This is a genomic window from Pseudomonas sp. O39, from assembly GCF_045447295.1.
In the GTDB taxonomy this organism is placed as follows: domain Bacteria; phylum Pseudomonadota; class Gammaproteobacteria; order Pseudomonadales; family Pseudomonadaceae; genus Aquipseudomonas; species Aquipseudomonas antarctica_A.
The window spans coordinates 305,110-321,115 of sequence record NZ_JBJGXV010000002.1 but is presented as its reverse complement, the minus strand read 5'-3'; the positions used below and the strand labels follow the sequence as shown (position 1 = coordinate 321,115).

General features: G+C 60.9%; 16 protein-coding genes. 3 read left to right on the top strand and 13 right to left on the bottom strand.

Annotation, left to right across the window (positions count from 1 at the left end; genetic code table 11):
- Positions 1 to 91 precede the first annotated feature (91 nt).
- The 5 genes from ACI77D_RS03935 to ACI77D_RS03915 all read right to left on the bottom strand — a co-directional run bounded on the left by ACI77D_RS03935 (position 92) and on the right by ACI77D_RS03915 (position 5,026).
- Positions 92 to 784, bottom strand: a complete 693-nt coding sequence (locus ACI77D_RS03935; protein ID WP_407016149.1) for a methyl-accepting chemotaxis protein — start codon at positions 782 to 784, stop codon at positions 92 to 94.
- 1,594 nt (positions 785 to 2,378) lie between these two features.
- Positions 2,379 to 2,678 carry a DUF3144 domain-containing protein gene (locus ACI77D_RS03930; RefSeq protein WP_064453288.1) on the bottom strand — a complete coding sequence of 100 codons (300 nt, stop codon included), beginning with the start codon at positions 2,676 to 2,678 and terminating at the stop codon, positions 2,379 to 2,381.
- 89 nt (positions 2,679 to 2,767) lie between these two features.
- Positions 2,768 to 3,340 (bottom strand): ATP phosphoribosyltransferase regulatory subunit, encoded by a 573-nt coding sequence (locus ACI77D_RS03925; protein WP_407016088.1) that lies wholly within the window; start codon positions 3,338 to 3,340, stop codon positions 2,768 to 2,770.
- 219 nt (positions 3,341 to 3,559) lie between these two features.
- Entirely contained in the window at positions 3,560 to 4,291 is a 732-nt protein-coding gene (locus tag ACI77D_RS03920; protein WP_407016087.1) for a tRNA (adenine(22)-N(1))-methyltransferase, read from the bottom strand.
- A 24-nt stretch (positions 4,292 to 4,315) separates the two neighbouring features.
- Entirely contained in the window at positions 4,316 to 5,026 is a 711-nt protein-coding gene (locus tag ACI77D_RS03915) for a FadR/GntR family transcriptional regulator (RefSeq protein ID WP_064453291.1), read from the bottom strand.
- A gap of 338 nt (positions 5,027 to 5,364) precedes the next feature.
- On the opposite strand from ACI77D_RS03915, the gene ACI77D_RS03910 reads away from it, so the two are divergent.
- Both ACI77D_RS03910 and gudD read left to right on the top strand, forming a co-directional pair.
- Positions 5,365 to 6,726 (top strand): MFS transporter, encoded by a 1,362-nt coding sequence (locus ACI77D_RS03910; RefSeq protein WP_407016086.1) that lies wholly within the window; start codon positions 5,365 to 5,367, stop codon positions 6,724 to 6,726.
- 19 nt (positions 6,727 to 6,745) lie between these two features.
- Positions 6,746 to 8,080, top strand: a complete 1,335-nt coding sequence (gudD, locus tag ACI77D_RS03905) for a glucarate dehydratase (protein ID WP_407016085.1) — start codon at positions 6,746 to 6,748, stop codon at positions 8,078 to 8,080.
- Here the strand turns inward: gudD and ACI77D_RS03900 are convergent.
- The 4 genes from ACI77D_RS03900 to ACI77D_RS03885 all read right to left on the bottom strand — a co-directional run bounded on the left by ACI77D_RS03900 (position 8,049) and on the right by ACI77D_RS03885 (position 10,874).
- Positions 8,049 to 8,999 carry a DHH family phosphoesterase gene (locus tag ACI77D_RS03900; protein ID WP_221295273.1) on the bottom strand — a complete coding sequence of 317 codons (951 nt, stop codon included), beginning with the start codon at positions 8,997 to 8,999 and terminating at the stop codon, positions 8,049 to 8,051. The genes gudD and ACI77D_RS03900 overlap by 32 nt on opposite strands.
- A 135-nt stretch (positions 9,000 to 9,134) precedes the next feature.
- On the bottom strand, positions 9,135 to 9,509 hold the full coding sequence (locus tag ACI77D_RS03895) for an addiction module antidote protein (protein WP_407016084.1): 375 nt from the start codon (positions 9,507 to 9,509) through the stop codon (positions 9,135 to 9,137).
- Between the two features lies 1 nt (position 9,510).
- Positions 9,511 to 9,813 carry a type II toxin-antitoxin system RelE/ParE family toxin gene (locus ACI77D_RS03890; protein ID WP_064453296.1) on the bottom strand — a complete coding sequence of 101 codons (303 nt, stop codon included), beginning with the start codon at positions 9,811 to 9,813 and terminating at the stop codon, positions 9,511 to 9,513.
- 137 nt (positions 9,814 to 9,950) lie between these two features.
- Entirely contained in the window at positions 9,951 to 10,874 is a 924-nt protein-coding gene (locus tag ACI77D_RS03885; RefSeq protein ID WP_064453297.1) for an ABC transporter substrate-binding protein, read from the bottom strand.
- Between the two features lie 271 nt (positions 10,875 to 11,145).
- Between ACI77D_RS03885 and ACI77D_RS03880 the strand changes: the two genes are divergently transcribed.
- Complete coding sequence (locus tag ACI77D_RS03880) at positions 11,146 to 12,384, top strand: acyl-CoA dehydrogenase family protein (RefSeq protein ID WP_407016083.1); 1,239 nt, start codon at positions 11,146 to 11,148, stop codon at positions 12,382 to 12,384.
- A 160-nt stretch (positions 12,385 to 12,544) separates the two neighbouring features.
- On the opposite strand, the gene argE is transcribed toward ACI77D_RS03880, so the two are convergent.
- From argE to ACI77D_RS03860, 4 genes are read right to left on the bottom strand one after another with little or no spacing between them, the layout of a single operon-like run.
- Positions 12,545 to 13,696, bottom strand: a complete 1,152-nt coding sequence (gene argE, locus ACI77D_RS03875; RefSeq protein ID WP_407016082.1) for an acetylornithine deacetylase — start codon at positions 13,694 to 13,696, stop codon at positions 12,545 to 12,547.
- Positions 13,693 to 14,370, bottom strand: a complete 678-nt coding sequence (locus tag ACI77D_RS03870; protein WP_407016081.1) for a DUF1028 domain-containing protein — start codon at positions 14,368 to 14,370, stop codon at positions 13,693 to 13,695. The genes argE and ACI77D_RS03870 overlap by 4 nt, the downstream gene beginning before the upstream one ends.
- A 9-nt stretch (positions 14,371 to 14,379) precedes the next feature.
- Positions 14,380 to 15,111, bottom strand: a complete 732-nt coding sequence (locus ACI77D_RS03865; protein WP_407016080.1) for a class II aldolase and adducin N-terminal domain-containing protein — start codon at positions 15,109 to 15,111, stop codon at positions 14,380 to 14,382.
- Positions 15,112 to 15,161: 50 nt separating this feature from the next.
- On the bottom strand, positions 15,162 to 15,992 hold the full coding sequence (locus tag ACI77D_RS03860) for an ABC transporter substrate-binding protein (protein ID WP_064453302.1): 831 nt from the start codon (positions 15,990 to 15,992) through the stop codon (positions 15,162 to 15,164).
- Positions 15,993 to 16,006 lie beyond the last annotated feature (14 nt).

The following is a 16,006-nucleotide window of genomic DNA, read 5'->3' as shown; positions in this document are numbered from 1 at the left end:
AGAATGTATAACCGGGATCAACGCCGACGCGGTGACGAGCGGGTTTGCCCCGCTCGCCCCAATAAATACACCGTCAGCTCGGGATGGGGGATCAGACCAGCCGGAACCGCGCGGTATTTTCACTCAACGCCTTGCTGCCTTTGCTCAGCGTATCGGCGGCTTGGTTGACTGCACGTGCGCCGTCAAGCAAACGCCCTGCGGCCTGATCGACTTGCTGGATATTGCCGCTCACTTCATCCGCCGTCGCCGCCTGTTCTTCCACCGCCGCGGCAATCTGCGCCAGGGTGTCGGTGACGTTTTGCACCGCGCCGGCGATCTCGCCCAGGCGTGTGCCCAGCCCGGTGACCGACTCAGCGTCGGTCAGCGCCTGTTCGCACGCGGCGCTCATCAGGCTCACGGCCTGGCTCACGGTCGCGCGCAGGCTGTCCACCGTGCCGGCGATCTGCGCCGTGGAGGCCTGAGTGCGTTGCGAGAGGCTGCGCACCTCATCTGCCACGACGGCAAAACCACGGCCTTGTTCGCCGGCGCGCGCAGCCTCAATCGCGGCGTTGAGCGCCAGCAGGTTGGTCTGTTCAGCAATGCCGCGAATGGTGTCGACCACTGATTGAATCTGCTGGCCCTGCTGGCTCACTTGTTCCAACGCGTTGGCCGTGTCGGTCAGGCGCTGGTTGAGTTGCTGGATGCTGGCCGTGGTGCGCTGGCTGTCACGGCTGCTGTCTTCGGCAATGCGCCGAGTCTGCTGCGCGCTGCCCGACGCCTGTTCGCAGCTTTTGGCGACCCCCATCGAGGTGGCTGCCAGTTGCGTCGCGGCGGCCGCAATCTGGCTGATTTGGTGCTGCTGGTCTTCGACCTCGGTGAGCGTGCTGCCCGATTGCGAATTAAGGGTGAGTACGGTTGAACCCAGTTGCTGGGTCTCGTGGTTAACGCCCAGCAGGCTGGTGCGCAGTTGCATCACCGCGACGTTGAGCGCGGTGCTGATCGCCGCCAGTTCGTCACGCCCTTCTACCGCCACCTCGACGCACAAGTTGCCGTCGCGCAACGACTCGGCAAGCGTGGTGATGCCACTGGCGCTGCGCCGGATCGAGGCTTGCAGGCAGCTGAACAAGTACAGCGCCGCCAAGGCCAGCAGGCTGAACGTGGCCACCACTGGAATAAACTGCTTGAGTGAACGGTCGTGGTAATAACTCAAGCGCTCATCCAGTGAGTGCAGCGACTGGCTGCGCAACGCACCCAACGCGCCCAGCATGCCGTCGACACTGCGATCAAAGGCGGCGGTGTCGAGCTTGATCGTGCCGCCAAATACGCCGTCGTCCAGGGACTTGAGTTCGTTATCCAACAACTGCAGGCTGTTTTCGTATTGCGCCGTCCACGGCTCAAGCCCCGCGTATTGCTTAGCTTTGAGCGAAGCGGCGGCCTTGACCAACTGGTCCCGTGCATCGCCGATACGGCCACGCAGGTCACGCATCTGCAAGCGGCTTTGCAAGGTGAACTGGCCGGACGCGATGGACGACTGCCCAACGCTTGCCGTGCGACCGATGCGCTCGATCAAGTCCGGCGTGTGCTGGCTGGAAATCTGCATCAGCAGGTAGGTTTCCAGCCAGGGATCGAGGATCAGGCCCGTGTCCAGGGTGATCTGCTCGCGCAGGGTTTGCATGGCGGTCAGGGCAGCGGTGAAACGGTCGTAACCGTCCGGCCACCAGCCCACAGTGCGCAGGGACTGAGTGTCCATCCCCTTGACCGTCGCCTGCAACGCCTCGAAACGCGCCAACGTATCGACACTGGCGTTCTGGGCCTTGAGCGCATCACCCAGGGTTTGCAGGCTTTGCATAATGACGGGATTGCCGGCATCCACCTTGTCCATCGCCGCCTGGGCGGCGGGCGTCGGGGTGTGCAGGATGTCCAGGGCTTTCCAGCGGGCCGCCTGGTTGCGTTGCGCGGTCAGTTGGCCATCGAGTGCATCGAGCGCCAACAGTTGGCGAACGCCGGACTGCTCGCTGGAAATCACCGCGAGTTTGTCGCGGTAGTCCTGGCCGATCATCCACAGGCTCCCGGCCAGGGGCAGCATGAACAGGAAGAACAGCACCTGGAACTTGCGCGCGAAACCGAAACGGCCGAGCAAGCGGATACCGGGTGATAGAAGAGTGTGCATGACTGACCGCTCCCGAAAACAACCTGGAAATGACTAGAAGCAAAATGCCATGTCATTGATTAAGTTGGCTCAAGCAAGATACGGGCCGTTGGTGCAGAGGCCGCAGATAGGCCGTGCGGCGAGGAGAATATGCGCGGGCGTGCGCGAAAATGGGGCGAAAGCACTCAATGGGAGAGTGAAACGGTAACTCGACCCGCCATCACCCACCGCTCGCCCCGGTACGCGTCATTCAATCCGTTGCTTTAACCAGCATGTACTGACTGAAATTATTAATGTGATCGTCCAGATTATCCTCGAGCATCATCCGGTACTGATCACAGAAATACTTCAGCATCGCTTCCCGTGCCTCGGCCATTTCGGCGCCGGACTTGAAATTGCGTGCGCTGGCCCAGGCGTTGAAGCGGGTGGTGCCGAACATCATTGAGGCGCTGACCTCGCCGAGGTTTTCGCAGGTTTTGAGCTGTTCGTTCGACAGTTCGATATGGGCGTCTGCACGGTCGTAGAAGGCTTGGTCGGTGGCGTCGGCCATGATCGGGTTCCTGGAGGGCAAATTAGGCCGCTATTGGAGCATATCCGGCCGCCGCCGAGGAGACGCCTCCGGGGAGGCGTCTTTGACCATCACGCCAAAGCAAGCACCAACCGCTCAAGGCCGATGCCGAAACCGGCGCCCTCTCGATAAGCGCCGCCGCCCACGACCTGCTGTTGCGCACCCAATGTCGGGCAGCGCACTTCGAAGCCATTGCCTTGCAGGTAGTAACTCAACCCGCGCTTCACCGCCAGGTTCAGCTCATAGTCGAGCCCGAGCGTATTCAGAAACCCGGTGCAAAGGGCTTGGCTGCGCTGCAACGCCAACGCAGGGTCGGAGCTGAGAATCTCCAACCCCAGCTGGGTGAATTCGCGATAGCGACCGGCTTGAGGCCGCTCATATCGGTAACACCGCGCGACGTAGAAAAACATCGCCTCTGCTCGCCCATCAAGCAAAACGGCGCTGCGTTTCTGGAACAGTGCGGTGGCTTCCGGGATCAGGCAGCACTGGCGGCCCGCCTTGTCGTCGAAAGCCCACATCTGCCCGATGATTTCACTGCCGCCAGCTTTTTCGATAAACGTGTCCTGGCCCCACAGTGCCGGCAAGATGGCTTCTTCAGCACCCGCTTCGATGAAGATAGCTCCGGAAACGGCCCTCTGTTTCACGCATCATTTGCGCTTCTTTACCCGTCACAATTCGCGTTCCGCGCAGCATGGTCATGTGTTGAATCTCCATTTTTTCAAGGCAATAAAAAAGGCGCCGTGGGCGCCTTGGGGGTGGTTCATTGAATGATCAGAGGTTCTGGTCAATCAGTGAGCGCAAGCAACCGCGGCACCTGAGGGAAGGTCCGTGGTGGTGATGGCGGTTGCTTTGCGAAAATTCAGTCATGGGCTGATCTTTGCACAGCCCTGGGAAAGGTTACAAGCCAGCAGCTCAGTAATCCATCGCGTGTGCCGGGCGATCTCTTGCCGCTTTTGCTCCGGCACGGCCTGGCGCGCCTGCTCAAAGCCGGCCAAGGTCTTCTGCTTCTGGCGCAGCATGCGCTGCCATTTGGCCAGGAACACCGGGCTGCGGGCCTGCATTTGCAGCGGGCCGAAGTACAGCTGCTCGGCGGTATAGGTAACCGGCTCGGCGCGCTCGGCGACAATAATCTCGTAGTAAAAACGGTTTTCCCGCAGCAGCTCTTCGTGCAGGATCTGGTAGCCGTTGTCCATCAGCCACTGGCGCAAGGGTTGTTCGCCGCCGTTGGGTTGCAGGATCAGGCGTTCGCGGCCGCTCAAGTGCGCCGTGCCGCGGTCGAGGATGTCGCGAATGGTCTCGCCGCCCATGCCGCAGAGGCTGATCGCCGTGATGCCGTCACTGGGTTCGATGGCCGCCAAACCATCGGCCAGGCGCACGCTGATGTGCTGTTCCTGGCCGTTGTCGCGCACCGTGCGTTCGGCCGCGTAAAACGGTGTGGTCGCGACCTCCCCCGCCACCGCCGCCGTGATCACGCCACGGCGCATCAGCGCCACCGGCAGGTAGCCGTGATCCGAGCCGATATCGGCCAGGCGCGCACCCACCGGCACCTGCGCCGCCACGCGCTCCAGGCGCATGGACAATGTGTGTTCGTTCAACGGTTGTTCCTTATCACCACAAGTTTACTCACCCGAAAACCGGTCCCGGCTGTTGGTCAGGTGCAACACCATGGCAGCCCGCGCCGCGTCGGGGTCCTGACGCTTGATCGCATTGAAGATCGCCTCATGCTCCAGGTTTGCCAACTGCCCCAGCTTGGCGAAATCGGCCCCGCCGCGTTCGACGCCCTTGACCTGAGTGCGCGGGATCATCGCATTGCCCAGGTGCAGCATGATCTCGGTAAAGAAGGTGTTGCCGGTGGCCTCGGCGATCAGTTGATGAAAGCGTTTGTCCTCCTCCACGCAACTGTCGTTGTTGGCGAGCGAGGCCTGGTAGTCGTTCAGCGCCTCGCGCATGCGCGCAAGTTGCTCGTCACTCCTGCGCAGGGCGGCCAGCGCCACGGCCTGCACCTCAAGGCCCAGGCGCAGCTCGAGCATGTTACGCACGCTGGCGACGGTGTCCACATGCAAACGCAAACCCTGCTGGGCATGCGGCTCCAGCACAAAGGTGCCGATGCCGTGACGCGTCTCTACCAGCCCGGAAGCCTGCAGCTTGGAAATCGCCTCGCGCACCACCGTTCGGCTCACGCCGTGCTCAAGGACGATGGTGGATTCCGACGGCAGTTTTTCACCGGGTTTGAGTTGCCCGAGCAGGATGCGCTGGGTCAGCGCGTCGACCACGCCCTGGGCCAGGTTATTGGGACGTTTACGCACAAGGCTTGGGTTTTCAATGGGCATCATCAGGGTCCACGGGGTTGGGCTGATGGGAGCTTAACACCCTGTTTGGCGGCGACGTTGGCTAGATTAAAGAACCACCCATCTTGTATGACAACCAACCTTTTCGAGTCACACCTCTTTTTCTGTACGTGAAGGTACCAGCGCACATAAACCTTCTCAAAAAAGGCGGCCAAACCCTTTATATATAAGCTAATAACCAATAAACCCAGTTGGCTGACGGCCTTATAAGAACAAATACATCACCCACCGGATTGCGAAGCCAAGAAATCAACTTGTATGATGTCTATCAACAAAACACGCAAACCCGCATAAAAATAAATCAGGGGGAGTTTTGAATTGTGAACAATTCAAGCCATGCATCTGTCGCTTCAGAACGTGATTCGGTCCTCGCGCGCGCCGTGAGTAAAGTGAAGGGCCATGTGCTCCCGCTGTTCGTGATCATGTTCATCCTCAACTACATCGACCGGGTCAATATCGGCTTCGTGCGTACGCACATGGAGCATGACCTGGGCATTGGCGCGGCCGCCTACGGCCTGGGCGCCGGGCTGTTTTTCATCGGCTACGCGCTGTTTGAAGTGCCCTCCAACATGCTGCTGCAAAAGGTCGGCGCGCGAATCTGGCTAACCCGCATCATGTTCACCTGGGGCATCGTCGCCACGCTGATGGCGTTCATCCAGAACGAAACCCAGTTCTATGTCCTGCGCTTTCTGCTGGGCGTGGCCGAGGCCGGCTTTTTCCCTGGGGTGATCTACTACTTCACCCGCTGGTTGCCCGGTGTGGAGCGCGGCAAAGCCATTGCGATCTTCCTCAGCGGCTCGGCGGTTGCGTCGCTGATCTCCGGCCCATTGTCGGGCGCCTTATTGCAAATCGAAGGGTTCGGCTTTCACGGCTGGCAGTGGATGTTCGCCCTTGAAGGCCTGGCCTCCGTCGCACTGGGGTTCTTCGTGTGGTTCTGGCTGGACTCCAAACCCCACGACGCCAAATGGCTGACCCGCGAAGAGCAAGACACGCTGGTGGGCGCCATCGACCAGGAACAGCGCGAGCGTGAAGCGCTGACCAGCGTCAAACCGACCCTCGGCAAGCTGCTCAAGGACCGCCAGATCCTGCTGTTCTGCGCCTTGTATTTCTGCATCCAACTGACGATTTACGCCGCCACCTTCTGGCTGCCGAGCATCATCAAGAAGATGGGCGACCTGAGTGACGTGCAGATCGGCCTCTTCAACTCGATCCCCTGGCTGATCTCGATCATCGCCATGTACGCCTTCGCTGCGCTGTCGGGCAAGTTCAAGTTCCAGCAAGCCTGGGTGGCCGCCGCGTTGTTGATTGCCGCAGTCGGCATGTTCATGTCCACCACCGGCGGGCCGATCTTCGCCTTTGTCGCGATTTGCTTTGCGGCCATCGGTTTCAAATCCGCTTCGTCGCTGTTCTGGCCGATCCCCCAGGGCTACCTGGATGTGCGCATCGCCGCCGCCGTGATTGCGCTGATCAACTCCATCGGCAACCTGGGCGGCTTCGTAGCACCCACCACTTTCGGCTTTCTGGAACAGACCACGGGTTCGATTCAGGGCGGCCTTTACGGCCTGGCCGGCACCTCGGTGCTCGCCGCAATCCTGGTGTTCTTTGCCAAGACCTCGCCCTCTGCGGTGTTGACGCCACATAGCGGCGTGCCCACGGGCGCCCCGCTCAGCAAACCTCTTTAAGCTTATTCAGGAATTTGCCATGACCACGTCCAAATCACCCGTCGTCACCCACTTCCACGTCATCCCGGTGGCAGGCCACGACAGCATGCTGCTGAACCTGAGCGGCGCACACGGGCCGTTTTTTACGCGCAATATCGTGATTCTCAAAGACAGTTCCGGCAATACCGGTGTCGGTGAAGTGCCCGGTGGCGAGCGCATTCGCGAAACGCTGGAAGACGCGCGCAGCCTGGTGATTGGCCAACCCATCGGCCAGTACCAGCGCATCCTGAACCAGATGCGTACCACCTTTGCCTCAAGGGATGCCGCCGGCCGTGGCCTGCAAACCTTTGACCTGCGCATCACCATTCATGCCGTCACCGCCATGGAAGCCGCCTTGCTCGACCTGCTGGGTCAATTCCTCGAAGTGCCGGTGGCCGCCCTGCTCGGCGAAGGCCAGCAGCGCGACGCGGTAAAAATGCTTGGCTACCTGTTCTACGTGGGTGACCGCACCGCCACCGACCTGGCCTACCGCAACGAGGCGGACGCGGATGACGCGTGGTTTCGCTTGCGTCACGAAAAAGCCATGACGGCCGAAGCGGTGGTGCGCCTGGCCGAAGCCGCCAAAGACAAATACGGCTTCAACGACTTCAAGCTCAAGGGCGGCGTATTGAGCGGCGATGAAGAAATCGAAGCCGTGACGGCACTGGCCGAACGCTTCCCGGATGCACGCATCACCCTCGACCCGAACGGCGCATGGTCATTGAAAGAAGCCATCCGCCTGTGCCGCGATCAACACCACGTGCTGGCCTACGCCGAAGACCCGTGCGGCGCGGAAAATGGCTACTCGGGCCGCGAAGTCATGGCTGAATTTCGCCGGGCCACGGGTTTGAAAACCGCGACCAACATGATCGCCACCGACTGGCGCGAAATGGGCCACGCCATCCAGCTGCAATCGGTGGATATCCCACTCGCCGACCCGCACTTCTGGACGATGCAAGGCTCGGTGCGTGTGGCGCAGATGTGCAATGACTGGGGCCTGACCTGGGGTTCGCACTCCAACAACCACTTCGATATTTCCCTGGCGATGTTCACCCAGGTGGCGGCGGCGGCGCCGGGCGACATCACCGCCATCGACACTCACTGGATCTGGCAGGACGGCCAGCGCCTGACCAGGGAGCCACTGAAAATCGAAGGCGGCTACGTGAAGGTGCCGGCCAAGCCGGGCCTGGGCGTGGAGATCGACATGGACGCGATGGCCAAGGCCCATGAGCTGTACAAAGGCATGGGCCTTGGGGCACGGAATGACAGCGTGGCGATGCAGTTTTTGATTCCAGGCTGGGTCTTCAACAACAAACAGCCTTGCCTGGTACGTTGAGCCCTTCGTTCATGGCAGCCAAGGCCAGCTTCACCAGCTCCTTGCGCTGCATGGCGCGCCCCAGCACCGCCTGTGCACCTTGCCAGTTGAGCGACAGCAGCAGACTCAGCTTTTGCTGGCTGAGCAACGGCCCTGCCAGCCAATAGCTTTTGCGCTCGCGAATGCTGATGGCGTTCAACAGCCAGTCCTCACCTTGCGCCGCCAGCCATTGTTCAATGGCTGCGCGATGCCGCTGGACCAACGCCTGTGCATCCCACACCGTCATTTGCGCGATAAGCCGCGGCAAGTTGCGTGTGGCACTCATCTGTTTCATATCGGCCGCCAGGGCGTTCAGCAGGTCGGCCTCGATCGCGGCCTGACATTCGCTGAAATAGCGCACCGGCCAGTCTGCAGACAAGCCCGCCCGCTGCGCGAGCACCTCGTATGCCCAGATATCCAGGGCTGTGGTCATTTTCCCGGTGAAATTCAGGGTATTGTCCAGAATCGCCGTGGCCAACAATGCCGCGCTGTGTCGGCTGATCTGCGGCATCAGGCCGGATTTTTCCCAACGCTGGAAGACCAGCGTCGCCGCTGCGCCGATTGGGCGGATATCGGCACCCGCGCCAAGCTTTTGCGACCAATGGATTTCAAAGCCGGGATGATGGTCGATGACTTCCCGCACCTGATCGAGCACCACGCTCGGGTCGAAGTGATGGTAGTCGGAGACGTCCACCAACACGAACTCATCGCCGGCCATGGGCAGGTAATCGTCCAGCGAAGCGTTCCAGTCGAGCACGCTCCTGCAAATACTGAAATTCAACGGTGCGCTGCTCACGGCACGCGCCTCAATGCCCTGGTGATTAAGCAGTTCGGCGTACGCAATGCAGCAGGCGTACGCATCGATGTCCAGATAGGCCGAGCCGGAGGTCACTACCCTCATGATTGAATCTCCTTGAAGTGCGGCTCAAGCGCAGTCAGTTGCTTTGTTTTTTTGGGGGTGAGGGAAAATCGCATGAGCGCGTGACAAGAACATGACGGCAGGCAGAAAGATACGGTGACCCTTGCCTTTTGCTGGCTATTGCCCGTTTTGCCGTGGCAATTTTTTAAGTGCGCTCGTTGCAACAGGTTGCACAGTGAGCTCCACGCCCAACGCCAGCATCAGCTTCTTGATGGTTTCAAAGCGCGTTTTTGAGCCGCCCTTGAGGGTTTTATACAGACTCTCCCGATTAACCCCCGCCGCCTCGGCAACCTTGTTAACGCCCTGGGCCTTGACCACTTCGGCGAGCGCCTTCATGAGTATCTGCGGGTCTTGGGACTTAAGGCTTTGCGCCAGGTAAGCACTGATGATTTCGGGGCTGTCCAGGAAGCGCGAAGCCTCATAGACATGAGTGCCTGATGTGTCGAGATCGAGGATCGGCATGTCCTCGGGTTTGAATGTCGATTTGCTCATTTCATTGACCTCTCAGGGCATCGAGTATCTCTTTTGCCCGCTTGATTCCTCGCCTCTGATCGGTTTTATCGCTTCCCCACAGCATCAGGTAAGCGGTGATTCCCGTGCGCACAAAGTACACCCTGTAGCCGGGCCCGACGAAGACACGCATTTCACTCAATCCATCGCCTACGGGTTCGCAATCGCCAAAATTGTTTTCCTCGGCTCGATCCAGCCGGGTCAGAATTGCAGTTTTTCCCCAAACATCCCTCATACCGTCGAGCCATGTATCAAACTCCGGCGTCCTGCCGATCAAATTCGTCACGTTTCACCTGTAGCCTACTGGCTACTCCTTGCTGATGCCAGTGATTTTTTATCCCGGCGCTAACCGGAATAAAAAACCCTAGCCCAGCCCCCGTGCGATCAGGCGGTCAATACTATTAGCGCTTGTTTCCCTCGCTTTTAAAGGGCCCGATCAAACAACGGCGTCACGTCATACCGCTGTTTGAGCATCTGCGCATCCACCAGGAAATCCGCCGTGGCCTGGGCCTCGCTGACAATCGTCGGCGAGATCGGCAGCACCTTGATCGCGTCACGCTTGAACCACACCTTGGCAATGTCCGGCGAGGACTGGTTGGCCTTCGACCACGCCTCGGCATACTCATCAACGTGCGTGTTACTCCAGACCCGAGCACGCGTCAGGCGCGCGACAAAGTCTTTGATGATCGCGCTTTTTTGCGCCAGCGCCGGTTCATACGCAACGATGTAGGTCGGTGCGCTCATCAAGCCCTTGGCATTGCGGATCAGCGTGCTGCCTTCTTTCTCTTGCAACGACACATAGGGTTCCCAGGTGCCAAAGGCATCAATGTCGCCTTGGGTCAGTGCCAGGCTGGCTTCGGCTGGCAACAGGAATTTGAAGGTCACGCTGTTGCGCGGTACGCCGGCTTCATCCAGCGCTTTATAGGCCAGTTGCTGGCTCCACGAGCCGTTCCAGATCGCGACGGTTTTGCCTTTCAGGTCGGCCACCGAATGGATGCCTTTACGCGCGACGATGCCTACACCGTCAAGACTGGTCTGGGTGCTGGCCACCACTTTCACCGGCGCCCCATTGGCGGCAAGGCTGATCACCGGCGTGTCGCCGACAATGCCCACGTCGAGCGCACCACTGGCAACCGCCGAGGCCACCGGCGAACCGGTGTTAAAGCGCTTGAAGTCGATTTTGTACGGCAAGTCTTTGAGCTCGCCCGACAGTTCCAGGACGATGCGATTGGAGAAAAACTGGTCGCCCACCGTCAGGGTCTGGGGCTCTGCCGCCCACGCCGAAGGGCCGTGCAGCGTTAGCGAAGCCAGGCCCAGCAGGGCGAGCATTGTTTGACGATTGATCATGAAAGGCATCCACACGGTTAATGGCTGACTCAACCATCTGTGCGCATGCAGTCTGGTGATGAGGGAGGGTCTGGTCGGTCGCCAAGTGTGGCGCCCCTAGAAGCTAACGCAATAAAGGCGCAGTGATTAATACTGTTGAGCACTATCGATAGAACTGCGGCGCAGCTCGATAGGTTTTTTCCGTATTAAAAACTTTGCCCTCCCTGCGTTAGGGTGACGCCACCAGACCACTGGACCCCGCGCCTGAATCCCTTTCTGCAAGGTCCATTGCATGTCGACTCCCGCTTTGAATATCTGGGGCTGCGCGCCCTCCGCCCGTTACGAACAACTGGCCGCACCGTTTCGCCCACTGTTTGCGCAGATCCTTGCCCAAGCCGCCGAGGCTGATCAAACCCGCGCCAGCCTCACTAACGTTATCCAGCAGCTGAATAAACTGGGCTTGCCCCGTTGGCGCTTACCCGTGAGTGAGGGCGGCCAGGACGCGACACTGGTTGAACTGCTCGCGCTGCTCACCGAGTTATCCGCCGCCGACTCCAACATCACCCAGGCCCTGCGCGGGCATTTTGGTTTTTGCGAAGACGTACTCTGCGCCAAAGACCTCGACTGGCGCGCCAAATGGCTGCACCGACTCGGCCAGGGCGCGCTGCTCTCCCCCGGCAGCACGGAAGTCGGCAACCAGACCCGGGGCGATTTCGACACCCGCCTGCACCGCGATGCACAGGACACGTTGCGCATCAGCGGCAAAAAGTTCTACACCACCGGCGCGCTCTACAGTGACCTGATCAACACTATCGCCACGGGCGAAGACGGCACGGTGTACAGCGTGGTGGTCGACCTCAAAGCCCCTGGCGTTCAGATCATCGACGACTGGAACGGCTTCGGCCAACGCCTCACCGCCAGCGGTACATGCGTCTTTGACAATGCGCCGGTGGAAGACGACCTGCGCCCCACACACCAGCGCTTCGGCTACGGCCAATCCTTCTTCCAGATCTACCACCTCAGCACCCTCGCCGGCATCGCCCGCCGCGCTGCGTTGAGTGGTGCGCAAGAACTCAGCCAGCGCGCCCGGACCTTCACCACCGGCAATGCCGACACCGCCGCGCACGACGTGCAACTGCTGCAAGTCATCGGCGAAGTCGCCAGCCAGGCGTATGCCGCGCAAGCCATCAGCCAGCAAGCGGCGCAGCGCCTGGAGCAGACCGCGCAGTATGTGATCGCCCACGAGCAGCCGTTGCATGACGATGACCCACACGTGGCATTGGCGGAATTGGAGGTGTGCCTGGCAGTCAACCCAGTGGTGGATGCCACACTCGCGGCGACCACCGCGCTGTTTGACGCGCTGGGCGCCAGTGCAACGGCGAGCAACAAGGCGCTGGACCGGCTATGGCGCAATGCGCGCACGTTGGCGAACCATAATCCACGGGTGTACAAGTCGCGGATTGTGGGTAATTACCTGGTGAACGGTTTGCTGCCACCGGCGCAGTGGCGAGTGGGCGTGGCCAAGGGCTGAGCATTGCCCGGTTGAAGCCACAACACCGGGCAAAGGCGGGAGCGGGCGTGCTCGCGAATTCGGTGGGCCAGTCAATAGAGTGGGTGACTGACACGACGCATTCGCGAGCACGCCCGCTCCCACAGGGTTACCCGCGCATGGCTTGGGACAAGTGTTGGAGTCACCTCCTCACAAACTCCACCACCCGCGCCAGCATCCGATCACACGCCGCCAACTGTTCCAGGCTGATGAACTCATCCGGCTTGTGCCCCTGCTCCATACTGCCCGGCCCGCACACCACCGTCGGGATACCGGCCTGATCAAACAACCCGCCTTCAGTGCCGAAGGCCACCGTGCCGTACGCCGGCGAACCACAGAACTCGGCAACCCAGGCAGCCGCCTGGCTTTCGGCCGAAGTGGCCAGGCCCGGGTAGCTCGACAGTTCGCTGAAGCTGATCGCGCACTGCTCGCTCACGGCCTGCATTGCCGGCAACAAGGTGTGTTCAGCGTAGCCGCGTAACGCGTCCGCCACTTGCCAGGGGTCCTGGGCCGGCAGCGAGCGCACTTCAAAATCAAACGTGCAATTTTGCGGGACGATATTCAGCGCCTTGCCGCCGCTTATCACGCCGGTTTGAACCGTGGAAAACGGCGGGTCAAATCGCCCGTCAAGCTGCTGCGGCGCCTTGAGCGTTTCACCGAGCCGCACCAGTTCACTGATCAACCGGGCGGCGTATTCGATGGCGTTGACACCGGACGGCGCATAGGCCGAATGGCACGCCGCGCCATGCACTTCGCAGCGCATCGCCAGCTTGCCCTTGTGACCCAGCACCGGCTTGAGTTCGGTCGGCTCACCGATCACACACAGCAGCGGCTTGACTGGTTGCGCGTGAAACCTCTCGATCAACGAACGCACGCCCAGGCAGCCGACCTCTTCGTCATAGGACAGCGCGATATGCACCGGCATCCGCAACGGCGCTTGCACCAGCGACGGCACGCTGGCCAGTACACACGCGATGTAGCCCTTCATATCGGCGGTGCCACGGCCATACAACTTGCCGTCCTGTTCCGTGAGGTCAAACGGCGCGACCGTCCAACGCTGGCCATCCACCGGCACCACATCCGTGTGGCCGGACAACACAATGCCGGGCAGCCCGGCCGGGCCAATGCTCGCCAGCAGGTTGGCCTTGCTCTTGTGCGCGTTGAACACCAGCTCACAGGCCACCCCGTGGCCTTGCAAATAGGTGCGCACGAAGTCGATCAAGGCCAGGTTGGATTCACGGCTGGTGGTATCAAAGCGCACCAGTTGCGCGAGTAACTCACGGCTGTTGCTCATCGGTCATCTCCCGGCACCGCATAGCCCGGTGCGTGTTGCGGGTTGATGGCGCGGTCGATGTAATCCTGCAGTTGGCCGCGATAGGCCTGCCAGAGTTGGTCGAGGGCGCCGATCGGGTCTTCATCGGCCCAGTCCACCCGCAAATTGACGATGGGCCACAGCAGGTCATCGACCACCACCAAGGCGGCCGAATGCACCGGGCCTGCCTCGCCGCCCCTGGCTTGCCCGGCGTGCAGCGCGGCCAGCAAGCGCTCGGCAAGCTGCCCCGGCGCACGTTCGAAAGCACGCACCATGGCTTCGATCACACTGGCGTCAGCCAGCATATTGCCCGCCGCCACGCACTGCTCACCGCTCTGCGCCGCATGAATGCCGAGGGTCTGTGCGCCGCTGAAATGTGCGGTGCGGCCCTGATGATCAATCACGGTGACCTGGCGATATTGGCTATGCGCCTGACCGGCTAATACCTCTGCCAGCGCCTCACTCGGCGCCACGCCCTGCCCGAGCACGTCGAGGATCTGCGGGCCCAGGCTCGGCAAGGTGATGTTCTGCGACGCCACCGCGCCCACACCGGGGCGCAGCCACGGGCAACGCGCGCCAACGGCAATGCTTGAAGAGCTGATCGCAATACCCAACTGGCCCGTCTCGGCGCAGCGAGCCACAACGGAAAACGTCATAAAAAGCCCTCAGTCGAGCACCGAAGGATCGGCGTCGATCATCATTTGCTTCATTTCTTCAAAGTGCTGCTGCGAAAAATCCGCGATGCCTTCCCAGCCCCGCGCGGTTTTTTCCGCCACCTCATCCGACAGCACCCGCAGCGGCTGGCCGGTGGACCACGCCGTCACCAGAATCTGGCAGGCGCGCTCCAGGGTCCAGATGTCGTCAAAGGCTTCACCGATGGACGCCGCCGTCACCATCACACCGTGGTTCCCCATCAACAAGCGACGCTTGCCATCAAGCAACCCGGCCAGGCGCGCGCCTTCGGCTTCGGTGTCCGCCATACCGCCATACAGTTCGTCCACGGCCACACGGTTGAAGTACCGCGCGGTGTTCTGGTCGATCGGCGGCACATGCGGTGTGGCCAGGCAGGCCACTGCCGTGGTGTACACCGGGTGCAAGTGCAACACCGCGCGGGTTTGCGGCAACAGGCGGTGAATCTGCCCGTGGATTGACCAGGCGGTGGCGTCCACATTCGGGTGGTCGGCGCTGGCGGGGTCGTTGGCGTTCAACAGCAACAGGTCACTGGCGCGGATACGCGAAAAGTGCTTCCACTTCGGGTTGAGCAAAAACTGTTTGCCATCGGCCGACACGGCGGCGCTGAAGTGGTTGGCCACCGCTTCGTGCATGCCCACATGCGCAATGATACGAAAGGTCGCCGCCAGGTCGATGCGCGTCTGTTCTTCAAGGGATAACGCCATGAATCGGTCTCCGCAAGGCGCGACCGCAGGGCTGCGGCCGCGCGATAGGCTTACTGGGGCATCAGCGCTGCGATGTCGGCGTCGGTCGGGGCCTCAAAGTTATACTTCTTGAGCAAGGCGGCGTATTCCGGGGTGGCGCGGTATTTTTCCAGCCCGTCGAGCAGGGCTTTCTTCACCGTGTCATTGCCCTTCTTCACGCCAAAGCCGTTAAGCACCGGGTAGATCAGGGTGTCGGAAGAAATCACCACGCGGCTGCCCAGCTTGTCGACCACACCACGGGCCACGGCGGCGTCGGTGATCTGCGCTTCCACGGCGTGTGCGAGCAAGGCCTGAGTGGTTTGCGGGTCGGTGCTGTATTCGCTGATCTGAATCGGCTTCAACCCCTTGGCCACGCAATAATCAGCCGACAGTTTGTTCATCTGCGCCAGCCAGGAAGTGGCGCCCATGGAGCCGATCTTGTGGCCGCAGAATTCTTCCGGAGTCTTGGGCTGGAAGGCGCTGTCCTTGAGGGTGAGGATCGACTCGCCGCTTTTCAGGTAAGGGATCATATCGATGACTTTGACCCGCTCTGCAGTGATGTACATCGACGAGTTGGTCAGGTCGAACCGCCCGGCCTGCAGGCCAGTGATCAGGTTGGGAAAGCGTGTATCGAGGGTCTCGACCTTGCGGCCCATGACCTTGCCCAGGCCGTCCATGAACTCGATATCAAAGCCTGCGGGCTTGTTGTTATCCATGTACTCATAGGGAAAAAACGTCACATCGGAACCGGCGATGAGCTTGCCTTCCTGCTGGAACGCCGAAGCCGCCAACGAGGTCAGTGCAACCGCAGCGCCCAGCAGGCACACGGCAAGAGGGCGAACACTTTTTTTAGACGCTGTCATGGTCATTACCTGCA

What these genes read in the sequence shown, in the direction of transcription:
- ACI77D_RS03865 (WP_407016080.1), bottom strand. Translation starts at nt 15,111, where the DNA reads ATGGCGTTATCCCTTGAAGAACAGACGCGCATCGACCTGGCGGCGACC.
- ACI77D_RS03935 (WP_407016149.1), bottom strand. Translation starts at nt 784, where the DNA reads ATGGGGGTCGCCAAAAGCTGCGAACAGGCGTCGGGCAGCGCGCAGCAG.
- gudD (WP_407016085.1), top strand. Translation starts at nt 6,746, where the DNA reads ATGACCACGTCCAAATCACCCGTCGTCACCCACTTCCACGTCATCCCG.
- ACI77D_RS03880 (WP_407016083.1), top strand. Translation starts at nt 11,146, where the DNA reads ATGTCGACTCCCGCTTTGAATATCTGGGGCTGCGCGCCCTCCGCCCGT.
- argE (WP_407016082.1), bottom strand. Translation starts at nt 13,696, where the DNA reads ATGAGCAACAGCCGTGAGTTACTCGCGCAACTGGTGCGCTTTGATACC.
- ACI77D_RS03930 (WP_064453288.1), bottom strand. Translation starts at nt 2,678, where the DNA reads ATGGCCGACGCCACCGACCAAGCCTTCTACGACCGTGCAGACGCCCAT.
- ACI77D_RS03895 (WP_407016084.1), bottom strand. Translation starts at nt 9,509, where the DNA reads ATGAGCAAATCGACATTCAAACCCGAGGACATGCCGATCCTCGATCTC.
- ACI77D_RS03885 (WP_064453297.1), bottom strand. Translation starts at nt 10,874, where the DNA reads ATGATCAATCGTCAAACAATGCTCGCCCTGCTGGGCCTGGCTTCGCTA.
- ACI77D_RS03860 (WP_064453302.1), bottom strand. Translation starts at nt 15,992, where the DNA reads ATGACAGCGTCTAAAAAAAGTGTTCGCCCTCTTGCCGTGTGCCTGCTG.
- ACI77D_RS03870 (WP_407016081.1), bottom strand. Translation starts at nt 14,370, where the DNA reads ATGACGTTTTCCGTTGTGGCTCGCTGCGCCGAGACGGGCCAGTTGGGT.
- ACI77D_RS03915 (WP_064453291.1), bottom strand. Translation starts at nt 5,026, where the DNA reads ATGCCCATTGAAAACCCAAGCCTTGTGCGTAAACGTCCCAATAACCTG.
- ACI77D_RS03900 (WP_221295273.1), bottom strand. Translation starts at nt 8,999, where the DNA reads ATGAGGGTAGTGACCTCCGGCTCGGCCTATCTGGACATCGATGCGTAC.